This is a genomic window from Martinezella calliandrae, assembly GCF_030272695.1.
In the GTDB taxonomy this organism is placed as follows: domain Bacteria; phylum Pseudomonadota; class Alphaproteobacteria; order Rhizobiales; family Rhizobiaceae; genus Rhizobium; species Rhizobium calliandrae.
In genome coordinates this window covers 69,927-85,683 of sequence record NZ_JARFYN010000014.1, presented here as the reverse complement: position 1 = coordinate 85,683, position 15,757 = coordinate 69,927, and the positions used below count along the sequence as shown (strand labels likewise).

The window sequence follows — 15,757 nt, the reverse complement described above, 5'->3', positions numbered from 1 at the left end:
TTATGTCAGTGAATGCCCTCTATCGCGACGATTTCTATCTCTCGACCGCCGAAGCTGTCGTAGCCGCAATTCACGAGGATGGGGGCATCGAGCTCGATCAGACCTGTTTTTACGCCACGTCCGGCGGGCAGCCGGGTGACATCGGTTTCTTCGAGCGCGCAGACGGTTCGAGAATTGCGCTCGGCCAGACCAAGCACGGGTTGACGAAGGATATCATCATCCATGTGCCGCTCGAGGGCGAAGCGCAGCCTGCCGTCGGCGAGAAGCTAGTGCTCCATGTCGACTGGCCGCGCCGCTACAGGCTGATGCGTATGCACACGGCCTGCCACCTGCTCTCGGTCGTTTGCCAATTTCCGATCACAGGCGCGGCCGTCGGCGAAGACGAGAGCCGCGTCGATTTCGACATGAGCGAGACAATCGACAAGGACGAAGTGACGGCGAAGATGATGTCGCTCGTCAACGAGAACCATCCCGTTTTCGTCCAGTGGATCACGGATGAGGAGCTTGCAGCCAATCCGGGTATCGTCAAGTCCAAGAATGTGCGCCCGCCGATTGGCCTCGGTCGCGTCAGCCTTGTCTGCATCGGCGAGAACTCTGCCGTTGACAGCCAGCCCTGCGGCGGCACACATGTGTCGGAGACGCAGGAAGTCGGTGCAATATACATCGCCAAGATCGAGAAGAAGGGCAAAGAGAATCGCCGGTTCCGCATCCGTTTCGGCGCGCCCACCGACGAAGCTTGAGCTGACGATTCTTGGAATAAATTAGGCCCGATATAAATCAGGGAGAGATGATCATGACAGCGGAGAAAAGCCGTTTCGTCGTATCCGCCGATTGGCTGCAGAACGAACTGGGTGCCAAGGATCTGCGCATCCTCGATGCGTCCTTCTATCTGCCGGCGCAGAAGCGCGATGCCGATGCCGAATATGCCAGCGGCCATATTCCCGGCGCCATCCGCTTCGATCAGGATAAGATTGCCGATCATTCCGCCGGTCTGCCGCACATGGTGCCTTTGCCGGAATTCTTTGCGGCCGAGGTCGGCAAGCTCGGCATCAGCGAGACCGATCGCATCGTCGTCTATGATGGCCCCGGCGTCTTCGCCTCACCGCGCGTCTGGTGGCTGTTCCATGTCGCCATGGGCGCCCCAAATGTCTTCGTGCTCGACGGCGGCTTGGACGGTTGGAAGGCGGAAGGACGACCGCTGGAAACCGCCCTGCCCGCATTCGCCCCTGCTACCTTCAGGCCGCAATTCAATGCCGCCCGTGTTGTCCCCTTCAATGAGATGCTTGAGATCGTCGAGAGCGGCTCCCAGCAGATTGCCGATGCCCGCAGTGCCGGCCGCTTCGCTGCCACCGAGCCGGAGCCGCGCGAAGGCATGCGCTCCGGTCATATGCCGGGCGCCAAAAGCCTGCCGTCCGGCAGCTTGGCCGAAAACGGCGAGTTCAAGTCGCTGCCGGAACTGCGGGAGACAATCGAGAAGGCCGGCATAGATCTCGAAAAACCTGTGGTGACCACCTGCGGCTCTGGTATCACTGCCGCCATCATCACGTTGGCGCTGGAATCGCTCGGCCATGGTGCCAACCGGCTCTATGACGGCTCCTGGTCGGAATGGGGCAGCCGGCCAGACACACCTATCGTCACCGGCAAAGACTGAGTGGCGCGGCCCAAGTGAAAACGCCATCATCGCTCAAAGTCCATATCACCCGGCTGGAAATGACCGCGCCGCCAAAGGCGAGCCTGCCCGTGCCCGTCAATATCCAGACGGCAATCATGCGCTCACCTGGCATTCCGCTGCCTTTTTACCGCTATCTCTATCGCCAGGTCGGGGCGCGCTGGCATTGGGTCGACCGGCTTCGCATGCACGACGAGGAGTTGACGGCAGTCCTTCACGACCAGCGCAACGACATCAGCGTGCTCTATGTCAACGGCGCTCCCGCCGGCTTTTTCGAGTATTTCCGTGAGGACGAGGAGACGATCGAGCTCAGCCATTTCGGCCTGATCGAGCACGCCCTCGGCCTCGGCATCGGCAAATGGTTCCTGTTGCAGGCACTCTACGCCATGTGGACGCTGAGCCCGCAACGCATCACAACCACCACCAACAATCTCGACCATCCGCGAGCGCTTCAACTCTATCAGATGTTCGGCTTCTCCCCTGTCTCGACCGGCGAAGGCATCGTGCGGCCGCTGAGCGACAGGGAATTGCTGGAGCTGGCGAAGAAAAGCTAGCCGCAGGAATCGGGTGGCTTCTCCCTCTGTCGCGGCGCATCACATGACGAACCCCAAAGAAGGAGATTTGTCATGTCCACCGTTGCCTTTGTCGCCATGCCCACGGCGGATGCCGAAGCCCTCTGGAATGGCGGTATAGATGCCTATGGTCACCGACCGGAGACAATCATCTCTGACGGCCCCGGCCATCCCTGCCGCCATTGCCTGCGGAACATCGATGCGGGCGAGGAGCTATTTGTTTTCGCCTACCGGCCGTTTCCGGAATTGCAGCCTTATGCCGAGACCGGGCCGATCTTCCTGCATAAAATACCCTGCGACCGTTACGTGGCTGCGGAAGTCCTGCCGCTCATACTGACGACGAGTCCGGATTTCATTGTGCGTGGCTACGGCGAAAACAACCGCATCATCTATGGCACCGGCGCAGTGACACCAGTCGGTGACATCAGGGCCTATGCTGCCGAGCTCTTGAGACGCGAGGGAATCGCCTACGTGCATGTCCGCTCAGCGAGCAATAATTGCTACCAGTGCCGGATCGATCGCACATAACCAAGGGATATGCGCCACTAGCAGCGTAGCAAAAAGCAGGCGCCGGCATATACGGATGCCGGCGCCTCCATCTGACGTGAGAGTGATGCGGATTTACGCAACGTTCAAGACGCTTTCCGGTGCGAAGGCTTCATATCCGAGCGCTTCGGCAACCGGCTTATTCGTGACGCGACCCTTGTGAATATTGAGGCCATTGCGCAGGTGCTTGTCCTCAGCGATGGCGCGCAGGCCGCGATCTGCAAGAGCGAGGCCGTAATAGATCGTGGCGTTGTTCAACGCGTGGGCGGAAGTCACGGGGACCGCGCCTGGCATATTGGCCACGCAATAATGCACGACGCCTTCGACCATGTAGGTCGGGTCGGAATGGGTCGTCGCATGCGAGGTCTCGAAACAGCCGCCCTGATCGATGGCGACGTCGACGATCACGGACCCCTTCTTCATGCCGGACAGCATTTCGCGAGTGACCAGCTTCGGTGCGGCGGCACCGGGGATCAACACGGCGCCGATGACGAGATCGACGGCGAAGACTTCTTCTTCCAACGCCTGGATGCTGGAATAACGGGTATGGACACGGCCGTTGAAGATATCGTCCAACTGGCGCAGGCGAGGCAATGAACGATCGAGAATGCTGACGTCAGCGCCGAGCCCGGCCGCCATTTTGGCGGCATGCAGGCCGACGACGCCGCCGCCGATGATGGCGACCTTAGCCGGCAAGACGCCGGGTACACCGCCAAGCAGGATGCCAAGCCCACCATTGGCTTTCTGCAGCGCGGTTGCACCGGCTTGGATCGACAAACGGCCGGCGACCTCCGACATCGGCGCCAGCAGCGGCAGGCCGCCGCGCTCGTCGGTAACGGTTTCATAGGCGACCGCGGTGACGCCGGAGGCGAGCAGCCCCTTGGTCTGTTCCGGATCGGGCGCGAGATGCAGATAAGTATAGAGAAGCTGGCCATCGCGTAGCTGCGCCCATTCGGAAGGCTGCGGCTCCTTGACCTTCACGATCATGTCGCACTTTTCGAAAATGTCCTTGGCGCTGGCGGCGATCTTAGCGCCGGCAGCAATATAGGCGTGATCGTCAGCGCCGATGCCCGCTCCAGCCTTGGTCTCGACCCAGACTTCATGACCATGGGCGACATATTCGCGGACGGATGCGGGCGTCAGACCAACTCGATATTCATGATTCTTGATTTCTTTCGGACAACCGACGCGCATTTTTTTCTCCCTGAATGCTTATCTGGTTTGCAACTGTTCCATTCGGAATGAGACCACCTCCGCTTTGAAATGTCCTTGCAAAGACAATTTGCAAAATGGCTATTATTCGTGAATTATTGCGCAGAAGAGGAATTTTTCGAAGGATCTTCGAATGGCGAATATAGACACCATGGATCGTTCGATCTTGCGGGTGCTGCAGCAGAACGCCAGGATCACGAATGCAGAGCTAGCCGAAAAGGTGGGCCTATCGCCATCGGCGTGCTCGCGTCGCCTCGACATTTTGGAAAAGGACGGGGTCATCGGCGGCTATCACGCACGGCTGTCGCACAAGGAGCTGGACTACAAGATGATTGCCATCGTGCACATCTCGCTTTCCGGCCAGTTTGCGAAAACGCTGTCGGAATTCGAGGCCGCGGTGAAACGCTGCCCGAACGTGCTCGTCTGTTATCTCATGTCCGGCGAATATGATTATATCCTGCGCGTCGCCGCGCGCGATCTCGAGGACTACGAACGTATTCACCGCGACTGGCTCTCGGCCCTGCCGCATGTGGTGAAGATCAATTCCAGCTTCGCCCTGCGCGAAATCATCGACCGGCCAAATGTCGGTCTTTGAGCCGCGCTACCGCAGATCCAGCAGCAAGGCGCGGTGGTCAGAAACTTCAGGCTCGGCGACGGCGTCGAATGCAATCACCTCCACTGCGGGTGTCACCAGCATATAGTCGGCGAAACGCGGCTCCTTGCGGTAATAGGAGGTTCGCGTATCGCGGTGGCCGCGCGAGGTGATGAGATCGGAAAGCCCCAATGCGCCCAGGGCGTCGAAGGTTACGCTTCCCGGCAGAACATTGAAGTCGCCGCAGACGACCAGTCGCTCATCGCCCTTTCGAACCTGCCCGATGAGCTTCACCAATGCATCCGCCTGGGCATGGCGGTCCGGCGTGTCACCCTTGCCGTCGATGTCGCGCAAGCCGTGGATTTGCGCGATGGTGATCGCAAACCCCTTTTCATAGTCGAAAAGCCGAATGCAATGCGCATTGCGCGACCGCGGATGCGCCCCCCATCCTCCAGCGGAAAATTCCCCATGCACAAAGTCCGATGCCTGGCCGATTACCGGATAGGACTTGCGGACAAAGGTCGCCAGGCCGAATTCGGATACAACTCGCTCCTCGCCATCGAATAGATCGCCCCGCGCGGTCGGGCTGAAGAAGGCGTCGTGCGTGGGTAGGGCTGCGCCGATCTCCTCGAAAAGATTGGCTCGCTGCGGAAGTTCGACGCCATGGTCACGATAGTCAAGCCAGTCGGGGTGCGCGCCTTGGGTGCGCGTGACCTCCTGAAGGCACAGAACATCAGCTTCGGCTTCGACCAAATACCGCATCAGCGGCTCATGCAGCAGGCCACCCCAAACATTTAGCGAAACAATACGCAAAGCTATTTCTCCCTAAAACCCTTCAACTCAACCTGCTTGCCGAGGTTACATATATTTACTTTCGCATAACGCGTCATTCGTCCCCAAATCCAAATTAACCTTTCAAACCTGGAGAACAACAACTTAGGTCGCACTTTAACAATTTCGCTAGCTTTGCCTTAAGTCGCAAAAATTAACGATGGCAGCGGGGAAATTTAACCATTGTTAATTTTATGCCTTCTCAAATTAACCTTTACTTATCAAACACTTCGACGCAAAAGGCACGGCGGGCGACCCGTACGCGTGCCCGATCAACATTGACCTATCTCGGCAGGTCCACGCCTGGGACAGGTGTCCGATATTTCGACACCGGGCATCACCTTCGATCTCGGCGGACCGTTTAGCGGCATTCGCGGCAGCAAAGTCCGGATCGAGTGCCGGGAACTTGGCGCCTTGGAGGGTACCGTGCGATGGCTCAGAGGCGGACTGATCGGCGTTGAATTCGACGGGTCGTCCAACGCGGCAGCACAGGTAGCGGCCTATTTCCGCTTCTATCACAAGGACTTTAGCCCGGTACTGAAACGTTAGGATAAGCCTAGCCCGGATCGGAACGGATGATTTTCAATTTTAACGGTCGTCCTAAGGGCCTTTCAACGAATGCCTGCTATTCGTGTTTTCGGAAACACGTATATAGGGAGGTCAGTCATGCAGCCGATTTCAAAGTCGCTCGCTCAGAGCAATCTGAAAATCAAGACGAGGCGTTCGCCCCGCAAGCGTGTCCGGTTGATGGGGCGCGTTCGATATTTCGCAAAGGCGGTCGCGGGCCGGATCGTCGATATTTCCACCGACGGTATCGCGCTCGACCTGCTATCGCCAATCTATGCCGCCGCCGGCAGCAAGGTTCGCGTCGAGTGCGACGAGATCGGCATATTGGACGGCGTCGTGCGCTGGACCCACAGCGGCCGGATCGGCATCGAATTCGATCCCACCTCCAACGCGTCCGCTCAGGTTGCCTCCTATTTCCGCTTTTTCCACAAGGACATACAGCCGGTTCTCAAGCGTTGACAGCTTCTTTTCCCTGGGCGCCGGGCCCACAATAAGTCTGTCATATTGGTAGTGCACACCTTCAAAAATCATCTTAATCTCCGTCACCCGCATGGTGATCGAGGGGCCATAGATTCGTTGTCGAAGGAGTGTTTCATGTCTTCCATTCTGGAATTGCCCAGCATGTCGCGCCGTTCCTTGCTGCAGGGCCTCAGCGCCACCGCGGCATTGATCGTGCTGCATCCGTTCGCCGCTCGCGCGGCCAGCAATCAGGCGCATCTGCGCCTCATGGAAACGACCGACATCCATGTCAACGTCTTCCCCTATGACTACTACGCCGACAAGCCGAACGACACTATGGGCCTTACGCGTACTGCAACGATCATCGACAATATCCGCGCGGAAGCCACCAATTCGCTTCTGATCGACAATGGCGACGTGCTACAGGGCAATCCGATGGGCGATTACATGGCCTATCAGCACGGCATGAAGGACGGGGACATCCATCCGGTGATCAAGGCGATGAACACGCTCGGCTATGAGGTCGGCACGCTCGGAAATCACGAGTTCAACTATGGCCTCGACTTTATGTTCAAGGTTCTGGGCGGTGCGAACTTCCCCTTCGTCTGCGCTAACCTGACCAAAGGCCAGCTCGCCTCCGACCCGAAGAAGGACGACCTGTTCTTCAAGCCCTATCTGATCGTCGAAAAGAAGATCAAGGACGGCGCCGGCAATGAAAACACGATCAAGATCGGCTTCATCGGCTTCGTGCCGCCGCAGATCATGCTCTGGGACATCAAGAATCTCGAAGGCAAGGCGCAGACGCGCGATATCGTCGAGGCGGCCAAGGCCTGGGTTCCGGTGATGAAGGAAGAAGGCGCCGATATTGTCATCGCCCTCTCGCATTCCGGCATCGACGGCAGCGGCCCGGCCGACAAAATGGAAAACGCCTCGCTCTATGTTGCTGCTGTCGACGGCATCGACGCAATCTTTACCGGCCACCAGCATCTCGTTTTCCCCGGCCCGAAGACCTGGGACGGCATCAAGAATGCCGATCCGGTCAAGGGCACCTTGCAGGGCAAACCCGCCGTTATGGCCGGCTTCTGGGGCTCGCATCTCGGCCTCATCGATCTGCTGCTGGAGAAAGACGGCAACAGCTGGAAAATCGTCGACTTCACCTCCGAAGCTCGGCCGATCTATCACCGCGACGACAAGAAGAAGATCGTTGCCGATGTCGCCGACAATAAGGAAGTGGTCGAAGCAGCCAAGACCGAGCATGAAGCAACACTCACCTACGTCCGCACCCCGGTCGGCAAGACATCGGCGCCGCTCTATTCCTACTTCGCTCTCGTCGCTGACGACCCTTCGGTGCAGATCGTAAGCCAGGCGCAGACCTGGTACATCAAAGACATGCTGAAGGAGACGCAGTACAAGGATCTGCCGGTGCTTTCAGCGGCCGCCCCCTTCAAATGCGGCGGGCGCAACGGCGTCGACTATTACACCGACGTTCCTGCCGGCAATATTGCTATCAAGAATGTCGCCGACCTCTATCTCTATCCGAACACGGTGCAAGCAGTCGTCATCAACGGCGCACAAGTGAAGAACTGGCTGGAAATGTCGGCGGCGATGTTCAATCAGATCCAGCCGGGCGCCAGGGATGCCGCCCTGCTCAACGATAGCTTCCCATCGTTCAACTTCGATGTCATCGACGGCGTGACCTATCAGATCGACATATCGCAGCCACGCCGCTTCGGCGACGACGGCAAGTTGCTGAACCCCGACTCAAATCGTATTCAGAACCTGCAATTCGACGGAAAGCCGATCGATCCGGCTCAAAAATTCCTCGTCGTCAGCAACAATTATCGCGCCGGTGGCGGCGGCAATTTCCCGGAGATTGCTTCGGACAAGGTCGTCTACCAGGCTCCGGACACCAACCGCGACGTCATCGTCCGCTATGTCCGTAACCAGGGCACGATTAATCCGACCGCCGACGGCAACTGGACCTTCAAGCCGCTGCCGGGCACCACGGTCATATTCCAGAGCTCGCCCAGGGCCAGGGATTTTCTTGCCGATGTGAAGAGCGTGAAGATCGAGAATGCCGGCGAAGGCACCGACGGTTTCCGCAATTTCCGGCTCGTGCTCTAAATTTCCAGCTGATACTTCAACTTGACCCTCTCCCCCTACCCGGGGAGAGGGTTTTCACTCTGCCGCCAATTGCTCCTCGTTCGGATGGAACATTTCTACGGCCGCGTTGAAATCCGCCTGATTCGGGCAGTTTGAAAGACGCGCGCTGAAGGCTTCAATCATCCAGGCAGCGGCAGGGCCGGGAGGATTGGCAAGCTTATGGACGGCATAGATCGGATATTCGCTCTGGTCGTACGCATCAAGGTCCAGGCGCACCAACCGGCCCTTCTGCAGGTCTTCCACGATGAGCGACGCCGGTAGCCCACCCCAGCCTAGCCCGCCGCGCATCAATTGATGCTTCGTCGCGATGTCGCTGACGCGCCAGGTCTTATAGGACAGGACGTTGAAATCCTTTCCATTCGTGAGACCCGAGGCATCTGTAACAACCAGTTGCACCTCCTCGCGCACATCGGCAAGTGTCAACGGCCTCCGGATCTGAGCAAGCGGATGATGGGGCGACGCGACCGGAACCATGAAGGAGTGGCCGATGCGCTCGATAACGAGCGAATCATCCTGTTTCAGCACCGCGCCGCCAATACCGATCGTCGACTTACCGCTGGCGACGAGATCCATCATCGTGCCGAGTTCGCCTGTGTCGAGGCGTAGCGATACGAACGGGAAGCGGTCGCGAAACTCGCTGAGCACTTCGACCGTCGCAACTGTCGGCACCATGATGCTAATCGCCACAGCCACTTCCGCCTCAAGCCCGGCTTTCAAACCTTTGACGCGAGCGCGCATCACCTCGAGATCGGAGAGGATGCGGCGCGCATCCTCAAGCATGGCTCGGCCCGCATCCGTCAGCGTCGGTTGGCGGGAGCCGGAGCGCTCGAACAGCGGCACTTCAAGTTGAGCTTCGAGATTGGCGATCGTATAGCTAATGACCGATTGCGCACGGTTGAGGGCGCGCGAGGCGGCCGAAAAGCTGCCGGACTCGGCAACGGTAAGAAAAACCTGCAGCTGGTCTAGGGTCGGATTGGGAAGCATAGGCCATCCATTCTATCGATAATTCCAATCCATATTATCACAGTTTTTTCGATGGCACTGCAGCCTTATTTCTTTTCTCGAACGGCAGCCAGACTTTGCCTGGTTCCCGCAACCCATTGAAAAGGAACATAACCATGTCCTCCATCCTGCTACTGACTTCCAGCCCGCGCAGCGACTCGCTCTCTACTAAGATCGCCAGCGAGCTTGCCGACAAGATCAAGGCCCAGAACCCGGGCAAGACGATCGTGCACCGCAATCTGGCCCTCGCGCCGCTGCCGCATATCGATGAGCTCTTCACCGCCGCCATCCGGACCCCGGTAGAGGCTCGCACGCCCGAACAGGCCGAAGCCGTCAAGGTTTCTGACGCGCTGGTGGACGAACTGCTTGCCGCCGACACCGTCGTCATCGGCACCGGCCTCATCAACTTCAACATTTATTCGTCGCTGAAGGCCTGGATCGATAACGTCGCCCGCGCCGGCCGCACCTTCACCTACACGGAAACAGGCCCGAAAGGTCTGGCGACCGGCAAGAAGGCCTATATCGTTCTTGCTTCCGGCGGTGTTTATTCTGAAGGCCCGGCTGCTCCGCTCAACCATGCCGTTCCCTACCTGCAGTCGGTTCTCGGTTTCATCGGCATCACCGATGTCGAAACGGTGTATGTCGAAGGCCTCGCATTCGGTCCTGAAGCCGTTGAAAAGGCAATCGGCGCTGCCCAGGCCCGCGCATCCGAGCTGGCATTGGCCGCGTAAGCCTCCAAACAGCAAATCCTTAAGAGCGGCCGGTCCCCACTGGCCGCTTTTTATTTCCCGTCGCCCCTTCCCAATTCCTTCACGAAGCTCTTCGCGGCTTCCAGAATTTCGTTGGAAATCTCTTCATCGTCTGCCACGCGTGCAAGGCCAACAGCACCTGTCATGAGGCATGAGGCGATGATGGCATTGCGCCGCGCGTCTGCGGTACCCGGTTGCGGCATGCGCGCCGTCATCGAGTCGATGTTTTTCCGTATACCCTCCGTCGCAATCGCCCGGACAGCTGCGCCGCTGCGGGCAATGTCGGCCATCAACGCAGCATAGGCGCAGCCCTCGCCGCGGTGGTCGCGATGGCGAACGCTGAGATAGCCGTCGGCATAATCTTCCAGCGGCACATCCGCCGGATCGATCCCCTTCCCCTCCATTTGCCGCCGCCACGATTCCACGGCCGACTGAACGGCTTCGGCAACCAGCTCGTCCCGGGAGGCAAAATGTTTGTAGAAACCGCCGACCGTCAGGCCCGCCTCCTTCATGAGATCGGCAACGCCGATACCTTCCAGCCCCTCCTCTCGCAGACGTTTGGCGGCGAGCGTCACGATCCGCTCATGTGTCTTCTGCTTTTCCAACTGCGAATGGCCCATCGAAAAATCTCCTCAGAGCATCTTGACGAATGTAGATTACGATCGTAATCCTTATAGAGAACGATCATAATCCAGATCGCCGTTGAAGCCAATAGGAGATACGAACATGCGCCTGAAGAACAAAGTTGCCATCATCACTGGCGGAAACAGCGGCATCGGCTTTGCGACCGCCCGCCTCTTCCTCGCCGAGGGTGCCAAGGTTGCCATCACCGGCCGCAATCCGAAGACCCTTGCCGCCGCCGCCGAAGAGCTTGGCGGCGACGTATTGGCATTGCAGGTCGACGTCACAGACGTTGTAGCCACTGAGAAAGCCTTTGCCGAAGCGGCTCAAAAGCTTGGCAATTTCGACATCGTCTTCGCCAATGCCGGGATCGCTGGCGAAACCGCTGTTGGAAAGACCACCCTCGAGCAGTTCGAGACGGTAGTGCGCACCAACTTCACCGCCGTCTTCTTCACGGTGCAGGCTGCGTTGCCGCATCTGAACGACGGTGGATCGGTAATCCTCAACGGCTCCGTGCATGCCGTTCTCGGTATCCCCGGCTATTCCGCTTATGCCGGCACCAAGGGCGCCGTCCGCGCAATGACCCGTAACCTGGCATCCGAACTGGCCCCGCGCGGCATCCGCGTCAACCAGGTCACGCCCGGCGCCACCAAGACGCCGATCTGGAATACACGGGCGATGACGGAAGACGCCAAGGACGCCCTGGAAGCACGCTTCGGCAGCCTGAGCCCCCTGGGCCGTATGAGCGAGGCCGACGAGATCGCCAACGCGGCCCTTTATTTCGCATCGGACGATTCCAGGAATGTTACGGCCATCGAGATCACTGTCGACGGCGGCGCGACCAGCGCTCCGTCGGGTGCCAAGCTTTTCCGCACGGCGTAAGGGCAAATACAAGCCACAAAATAATTAGGCCGCCTTCCGGCGGCCTTGTTGTTCCGGATTACTGGTCAAGTCCGGATCAGACCTGGCGAACCTTCTCGCCGTCGCCGAACAACGACGGCCCGTTCTGGTCGATGATCTGCTGCGCCTTGCGGAAGGTCGAATCAAGCGCATCGTCCGACGAGGTGAAAACATCGGCGCGGATGAAATTGCGCACCAGGACCTCGCCGTTCACTTCCTTCTCGATTCGGCCCATCAAGCGGAACTGATTGCCTTCGCGCTGCGGCGTCGCGTAGATCGTACAGCCGTTATGCACCTGCGGCTCAGCCGTGACGGAGGAACCGCCGGCCTTTTCGGCGCTCGTCGTCGCAGCGCCGCCGCCGGTGAAAATAGAGAGAATATTCGACAAGATCGAAGCCATGGTTCGCCTTTAGCATGAAGGACGTGGGGTGGCAAAGTTAAATAATCAGGTTCGCCAGGATGTCGTTTTCGGTGATGTCCTGATAGCCCATGCCCGAGCGCTCGAAATTCTCGACAAGCTGCTTGAAATTGTCGGGGTTCTTGGTCTCGATACCGATCAGGATGGAGCCGAAATTGCGCGCGCTCTTCTTCAGATATTCGAAGCGGGCGATATCGTCGTCCGGACCCAGCAGGTTGAGGAAATCGCGCAGCGCGCCGGGACGCTGTGCCAGGCGCAGGATGAAATATTTCTTCAGCCCGGCATAGCGCATGGCGCGCTCCTTGACGTCGGGCAGACGCTCGAAATCGAAATTGCCGCCGGAGACGACCGTGACAATCGTCTTGCCGCGAATGCCCTCACGATCCATCAGCTCCAGCGCTGTAATCGCCAGTGCGCCGGCGGGCTCCAGCACGACGCCTTCGACATTCAGCATATCGGTGATCGTCACGCAGATGGCATTTTCGGGGATCAGCATGACCTGCTCGGCCGCAAACCCCTTCAGGGCGGCGAAATTGAGGTCGCCGATGCGGCCGACCGCTGCGCCGTCGACGAAATTGTCGACCTTCGCCAGCGTCACCACCCGCCCCGCCTCCATGCTGCGCCTGAGGCTCGGTGCTCCCTCCGGCTCGGCGAAGACGAAGGTGTCCTTGGCAAGGCGATCGGCAAAAAAGCAGGTGATGCCGGCCGCCAATCCACCGCCGCCGACGGGCAGAACGATGCAGTCCGGCACGACGCCATCCGGCAATTGCTCGGCGATTTCAGCCGCGACCGTCGCCTGTCCCTCGATAATATCCGCGTGATCGAAAGGCGGCACCATGACGCCGTCTATGTGCTGCACGTGCTCGCGCGCTGCCTGGTAGCATTGGTCGAAGAAGTCACCGAAGAGTTTGATGGTGATGAACTCACCGCCGAACATGCGGGTCTTGTCGATCTTCTGCTGCGGCGTTGTCACCGGCATGTAGACCACGCCCGGCACCCCGAAATGGCGGCAGACGAAGGCAAAACCCTGCGCATGATTGCCGGCCGAGGCGCAGACGAAGGTCTTGCCGGTACCGCCCGCGGCAATCACCTTGCGGAAGAAATTGAAGGCGCCACGAATCTTGTAGGAGCGCACAGGCGTCAGATCCTCGCGCTTCAGCCAGATTTCCGCACCATAGCGAGCGGAAAGATGCTCGTTCAGCCGCAGCGGCGTTGCGGGAAAGAGGCCACGCATGGCCTCCGTGGCATTGAAAACATCTTGCTTGTCCACGGGCTTAATCCGTTCCTGTTCAATCCACCTTCGCTATGACACAGGAAACCTGAGTTAAGAAAGCCTCTTTGTCGCGCTTTGTGTCCCGTCCGGGCGATTACGACTATAAGCGCACAACTGCCATGTTTGGCGCCACCATGTTACATCAGGTCGCAACACAAGATCTTCGAATTGACAGGAAAGGAAGGCCTGCCTCCAATGCGAGCCAGCCGTCATGACGATGGTTAGAAGCCCGCTCCAATCCGGTCCCCCGGTGCCGGCGGGCTTCGCTTGTTGGGCCAGGCTGGAACACTGCCACGTCGTCAGGCCGGATGCGCGCATCTCATTGTGAAAGCATTGGAAAAATGGCATCCGGCTTTCCAGATATTTCGGGAGAGTTAGTCATCGCGGTTATTTTGGCCTTTTCGCTGGCTTCGTGTGAAACGCAGGGACGAGGATCGACGAGAACAGTCAGCGTGGCGCCGAAACAAGCGAGAGCATTGCTACAGGACGCCCAAAAGACCTGCTCATATCTGGGTAGCGAAAAGAATTTTCTGAAGAATTATTGCCTGGATACATACCTCGAGAATCGTCTGAGAAATTTCCCTACCGAAGAAGCGGCCGCTAAACCCGGCCCATCCAAATCGGCAGGCAAGAATATATAAGCGAACAATCGCTTGACTGAATCGCTCAAGTGCTTGAAGGGAAAGGCATGCGGACGTGGCGAAACTGGTAGACGCAAGGGACTTAAAATCCCTCACCTTCGGGTATACGGGTTCGACCCCCGTCGTCCGCACCATATTGAAAGATTTTATGAAATCGGTTCGCTGCTTGATCCTACCCCGGCGTTAAGTTTGACACACGACACGGCAGCTGCTTTCCTTCATCGGTGGCTCCTGCTCGCAATCATCACCCGTAGCAACGTTTCGATCCATGGCAAAGGTGCTCCCGGTGCTGCGAACTTCACACGGATTTGCCGATCAGTGCGCCAATGCCGGCCGTGACGGCCATCGCTATCGCGCCCCAAACGGCCACTCGCACCATGGGTTTGAACATCTCGGCTCCCCCGGCCCTGGCGCCGACGGCACCTAGCAGAGCGAGGACGACGAGCGACACGCCGAACACTGCAGGAACGAGGATATCCCTCGGCGCAATGAGAGCGGCCAAAATCGGCAGGATCGCCCCTGCGGCAAAAGTTGCCGCGGAGGTCAGTGCAGCCTGGATCGGATTAGCGGAAATCGCATCGGAGATGCCCAGTTCGTCACGAGCATGGGCTGCCAGCGCGTCCCTTACCATCAGTTGCTCGGCAACTTGGATGGAGAGTGTCGGCTCGACGCCGCGCTCCGCATAAATGGCCGCAAGTTCCTTAACTTCCGCATCGTGGTCGGTCGCAAGCTCGCGTTTTTCTCTTGCGAGGTCGGCCCGCTCGGTGTCGGCCTGGGAACTCACGGAAACATATTCGCCGGCAGCCATCGACATCGAGCCCGCCACAAGTCCGGCAATGCCGGTCACCAGGACAGCGCTTGATGACGTCGCTGCCGATGCCACTCCAACCATCAAGCTCGCCGTGGATATGATTCCGTCGTTCGCGCCCAGCACAGCGGCTCGAAGCCACCCGATGCGGTTGATAAGATGATGTTCCACTTGATGACGGCTCATCTGATTTCCTTCTCCAAAGGCCGACAGTCGATGCTGTCTTATACATTAGAGGATCTCAGAATTTCATAGGCTTCTTTCCCTCTGCATCGGAGGGACGAAGACGCAGCTGGTGCAACTGAAGCTCCAGCTATTCCCTCAGTCGGCCCGAAATCCTGATCAGGTCGGCGAGTGTCCCAGCCTGCATTTTTGCGCATGACCTGGCCGCGCCGGACCTTTACCGTGATTTCGCTCACGCCAAGAGCAGTAGCGATCTGCTCGTTCAACAAGCCGCGGAACACCAGCCGCATAAGGTCTTGCTCGCCCGCAGTGAAATCAAGCCAACGGTGTCGAAGGTCGGAGTTAACATCGTCTTCAGCGCGCCGCCAGGTATCATTTCGGATTCCCTGGTGGATGGCATCCAGCAGGTCCTGATCACGGAATGGCTTGGTCGGGAACTCTATGGCGCCATCCTTCATCGCGAAAGAACACCAGTGTGGGAGTTTGTATTTTTCCATCATACGCTATGTATAACTAGATTATACAATCCTATTGACTCCCGAGAATCCGTG

Annotated in this window: 18 protein-coding genes and 1 tRNA gene; 11 read left to right on the top strand and 8 right to left on the bottom strand. The window is 58.5% G+C overall.

Annotation, left to right across the window (positions count from 1 at the left end):
* Positions 1-2: 2 nt before the first annotated feature.
* The 4 genes from PY650_RS13240 (at position 3) to PY650_RS13225 (ending at position 2,769) form a co-directional block, all read left to right on the top strand.
* Positions 3-740, top strand: coding sequence for an alanyl-tRNA editing protein (locus PY650_RS13240; protein ID WP_285879719.1), 738 nt, complete (start codon positions 3-5; stop codon positions 738-740).
* Between the two features lie 53 nt (positions 741-793).
* Complete coding sequence (gene sseA, locus PY650_RS13235) at positions 794-1,651, top strand: 3-mercaptopyruvate sulfurtransferase (RefSeq protein WP_285879718.1); 858 nt, start codon at positions 794-796, stop codon at positions 1,649-1,651.
* A 59-nt stretch (positions 1,652-1,710) separates the two neighbouring features.
* On the top strand, positions 1,711-2,223 hold the full coding sequence (locus tag PY650_RS13230; protein ID WP_285879777.1) for a GNAT family N-acetyltransferase: 513 nt from the start codon (positions 1,711-1,713) through the stop codon (positions 2,221-2,223).
* 72 nt (positions 2,224-2,295) lie between these two features.
* Positions 2,296-2,769, top strand: a complete 474-nt coding sequence (locus tag PY650_RS13225; RefSeq protein ID WP_285879717.1) for a DUF1203 domain-containing protein — start codon at positions 2,296-2,298, stop codon at positions 2,767-2,769.
* 93 nt (positions 2,770-2,862) lie between these two features.
* Here PY650_RS13225 and ald read toward each other — a convergent pair whose 3' ends face one another.
* Positions 2,863-3,981 carry an alanine dehydrogenase gene (gene ald / locus PY650_RS13220; RefSeq protein ID WP_285879716.1) on the bottom strand — a complete coding sequence of 373 codons (1,119 nt, stop codon included), beginning with the start codon at positions 3,979-3,981 and terminating at the stop codon, positions 2,863-2,865.
* 151 nt (positions 3,982-4,132) lie between these two features.
* Here ald and PY650_RS13215 point away from each other — a divergent pair, with 151 nt between their 5' ends.
* Positions 4,133-4,594, top strand: a complete 462-nt coding sequence (locus tag PY650_RS13215; RefSeq protein ID WP_285879715.1) for an Lrp/AsnC family transcriptional regulator — start codon at positions 4,133-4,135, stop codon at positions 4,592-4,594.
* Between the two features lie 6 nt (positions 4,595-4,600).
* Here PY650_RS13215 and PY650_RS13210 read toward each other — a convergent pair whose 3' ends face one another.
* Entirely contained in the window at positions 4,601-5,404 is an 804-nt protein-coding gene (locus PY650_RS13210) for an endonuclease/exonuclease/phosphatase family protein (protein ID WP_285879714.1), read from the bottom strand.
* A gap of 330 nt (positions 5,405-5,734) precedes the next feature.
* Here PY650_RS13210 and PY650_RS13205 point away from each other — a divergent pair, with 330 nt between their 5' ends.
* The 3 genes from PY650_RS13205 (at position 5,735) to PY650_RS13195 (ending at position 8,572) form a co-directional block, all read left to right on the top strand.
* The gene (locus PY650_RS13205) at positions 5,735-5,971 is read left to right on the top strand and encodes a hypothetical protein (RefSeq protein WP_285879713.1); all 237 of its coding nucleotides are present in this window, start codon (positions 5,735-5,737) and stop codon (positions 5,969-5,971) included.
* Between the two features lie 117 nt (positions 5,972-6,088).
* A complete protein-coding gene (locus tag PY650_RS13200; protein ID WP_285879712.1) occupies positions 6,089-6,448 on the top strand; it encodes a PilZ domain-containing protein in 360 nt (119 codons plus the stop codon).
* 135 nt (positions 6,449-6,583) lie between these two features.
* On the top strand, positions 6,584-8,572 hold the full coding sequence (locus tag PY650_RS13195) for a bifunctional 2',3'-cyclic-nucleotide 2'-phosphodiesterase/3'-nucleotidase (RefSeq protein WP_285879711.1): 1,989 nt from the start codon (positions 6,584-6,586) through the stop codon (positions 8,570-8,572).
* A 54-nt stretch (positions 8,573-8,626) separates the two neighbouring features.
* Here the strand turns inward: PY650_RS13195 and PY650_RS13190 are convergent, their stop codons facing one another.
* Complete coding sequence (locus tag PY650_RS13190) at positions 8,627-9,595, bottom strand: LysR family transcriptional regulator (RefSeq protein ID WP_285879710.1); 969 nt, start codon at positions 9,593-9,595, stop codon at positions 8,627-8,629.
* 134 nt (positions 9,596-9,729) lie between these two features.
* On the opposite strand from PY650_RS13190, the gene PY650_RS13185 reads away from it, so the two are divergent.
* Positions 9,730-10,344, top strand: a complete 615-nt coding sequence (locus PY650_RS13185; protein ID WP_285879709.1) for an FMN-dependent NADH-azoreductase — start codon at positions 9,730-9,732, stop codon at positions 10,342-10,344.
* 50 nt (positions 10,345-10,394) lie between these two features.
* Here the strand turns inward: PY650_RS13185 and PY650_RS13180 are convergent, their stop codons facing one another.
* Positions 10,395-10,982, bottom strand: coding sequence for a TetR/AcrR family transcriptional regulator (locus tag PY650_RS13180; RefSeq protein ID WP_285879708.1), 588 nt, complete (start codon positions 10,980-10,982; stop codon positions 10,395-10,397).
* A gap of 106 nt (positions 10,983-11,088) precedes the next feature.
* Between PY650_RS13180 and PY650_RS13175 the strand changes: the two genes are divergently transcribed.
* Positions 11,089-11,865: an SDR family NAD(P)-dependent oxidoreductase gene (locus tag PY650_RS13175; protein ID WP_285879707.1), complete on the top strand. Its 777-nt coding sequence runs from the start codon at positions 11,089-11,091 to the stop codon at positions 11,863-11,865.
* Positions 11,866-11,941: 76 nt separating this feature from the next.
* On the opposite strand, the gene PY650_RS13170 is transcribed toward PY650_RS13175, so the two are convergent.
* Complete coding sequence (locus PY650_RS13170; RefSeq protein ID WP_285879706.1) at positions 11,942-12,283, bottom strand: HlyU family transcriptional regulator; 342 nt, start codon at positions 12,281-12,283, stop codon at positions 11,942-11,944.
* Positions 12,284-12,320: 37 nt separating this feature from the next.
* On the bottom strand, positions 12,321-13,571 hold the full coding sequence (gene ilvA, locus PY650_RS13165; RefSeq protein WP_285879705.1) for a threonine ammonia-lyase: 1,251 nt from the start codon (positions 13,569-13,571) through the stop codon (positions 12,321-12,323).
* A 693-nt stretch (positions 13,572-14,264) separates the two neighbouring features.
* Here ilvA and PY650_RS13160 point away from each other — a divergent pair.
* Positions 14,265-14,349 (top strand) — tRNA-Leu (locus PY650_RS13160).
* Positions 14,350-14,513: 164 nt separating this feature from the next.
* On the opposite strand, the gene PY650_RS13155 is transcribed toward PY650_RS13160, so the two are convergent.
* Entirely contained in the window at positions 14,514-15,209 is a 696-nt protein-coding gene (locus PY650_RS13155; protein WP_285879704.1) for a VIT1/CCC1 transporter family protein, read from the bottom strand.
* Between the two features lie 38 nt (positions 15,210-15,247).
* Positions 15,248-15,664 carry a response regulator transcription factor gene (locus PY650_RS13150; RefSeq protein ID WP_285879703.1) on the bottom strand — a complete coding sequence of 139 codons (417 nt, stop codon included), beginning with the start codon at positions 15,662-15,664 and terminating at the stop codon, positions 15,248-15,250.
* Between the last annotated feature and the right edge of the window lie 93 nt (positions 15,665-15,757).

What these genes read in the sequence shown, in the direction of transcription:
- PY650_RS13240 (WP_285879719.1), top strand. Translation starts at nt 3, where the DNA reads ATGTCAGTGAATGCCCTCTATCGCGACGATTTCTATCTCTCGACCGCC.
- sseA (WP_285879718.1), top strand. Translation starts at nt 794, where the DNA reads ATGACAGCGGAGAAAAGCCGTTTCGTCGTATCCGCCGATTGGCTGCAG.
- PY650_RS13230 (WP_285879777.1), top strand. Translation starts at nt 1,711, where the DNA reads ATGACCGCGCCGCCAAAGGCGAGCCTGCCCGTGCCCGTCAATATCCAG.
- PY650_RS13225 (WP_285879717.1), top strand. Translation starts at nt 2,296, where the DNA reads ATGTCCACCGTTGCCTTTGTCGCCATGCCCACGGCGGATGCCGAAGCC.
- ald (WP_285879716.1), bottom strand. Translation starts at nt 3,981, where the DNA reads ATGCGCGTCGGTTGTCCGAAAGAAATCAAGAATCATGAATATCGAGTT.
- PY650_RS13215 (WP_285879715.1), top strand. Translation starts at nt 4,133, where the DNA reads ATGGCGAATATAGACACCATGGATCGTTCGATCTTGCGGGTGCTGCAG.
- PY650_RS13200 (WP_285879712.1), top strand. Translation starts at nt 6,089, where the DNA reads ATGCAGCCGATTTCAAAGTCGCTCGCTCAGAGCAATCTGAAAATCAAG.
- PY650_RS13195 (WP_285879711.1), top strand. Translation starts at nt 6,584, where the DNA reads ATGTCTTCCATTCTGGAATTGCCCAGCATGTCGCGCCGTTCCTTGCTG.
- PY650_RS13190 (WP_285879710.1), bottom strand. Translation starts at nt 9,595, where the DNA reads ATGCTTCCCAATCCGACCCTAGACCAGCTGCAGGTTTTTCTTACCGTT.
- PY650_RS13185 (WP_285879709.1), top strand. Translation starts at nt 9,730, where the DNA reads ATGTCCTCCATCCTGCTACTGACTTCCAGCCCGCGCAGCGACTCGCTC.
- PY650_RS13180 (WP_285879708.1), bottom strand. Translation starts at nt 10,982, where the DNA reads ATGGGCCATTCGCAGTTGGAAAAGCAGAAGACACATGAGCGGATCGTG.
- PY650_RS13175 (WP_285879707.1), top strand. Translation starts at nt 11,089, where the DNA reads ATGCGCCTGAAGAACAAAGTTGCCATCATCACTGGCGGAAACAGCGGC.
- PY650_RS13170 (WP_285879706.1), bottom strand. Translation starts at nt 12,283, where the DNA reads ATGGCTTCGATCTTGTCGAATATTCTCTCTATTTTCACCGGCGGCGGC.
- PY650_RS13155 (WP_285879704.1), bottom strand. Translation starts at nt 15,209, where the DNA reads ATGAGCCGTCATCAAGTGGAACATCATCTTATCAACCGCATCGGGTGG.
- PY650_RS13150 (WP_285879703.1), bottom strand. Translation starts at nt 15,664, where the DNA reads ATGAAGGATGGCGCCATAGAGTTCCCGACCAAGCCATTCCGTGATCAG.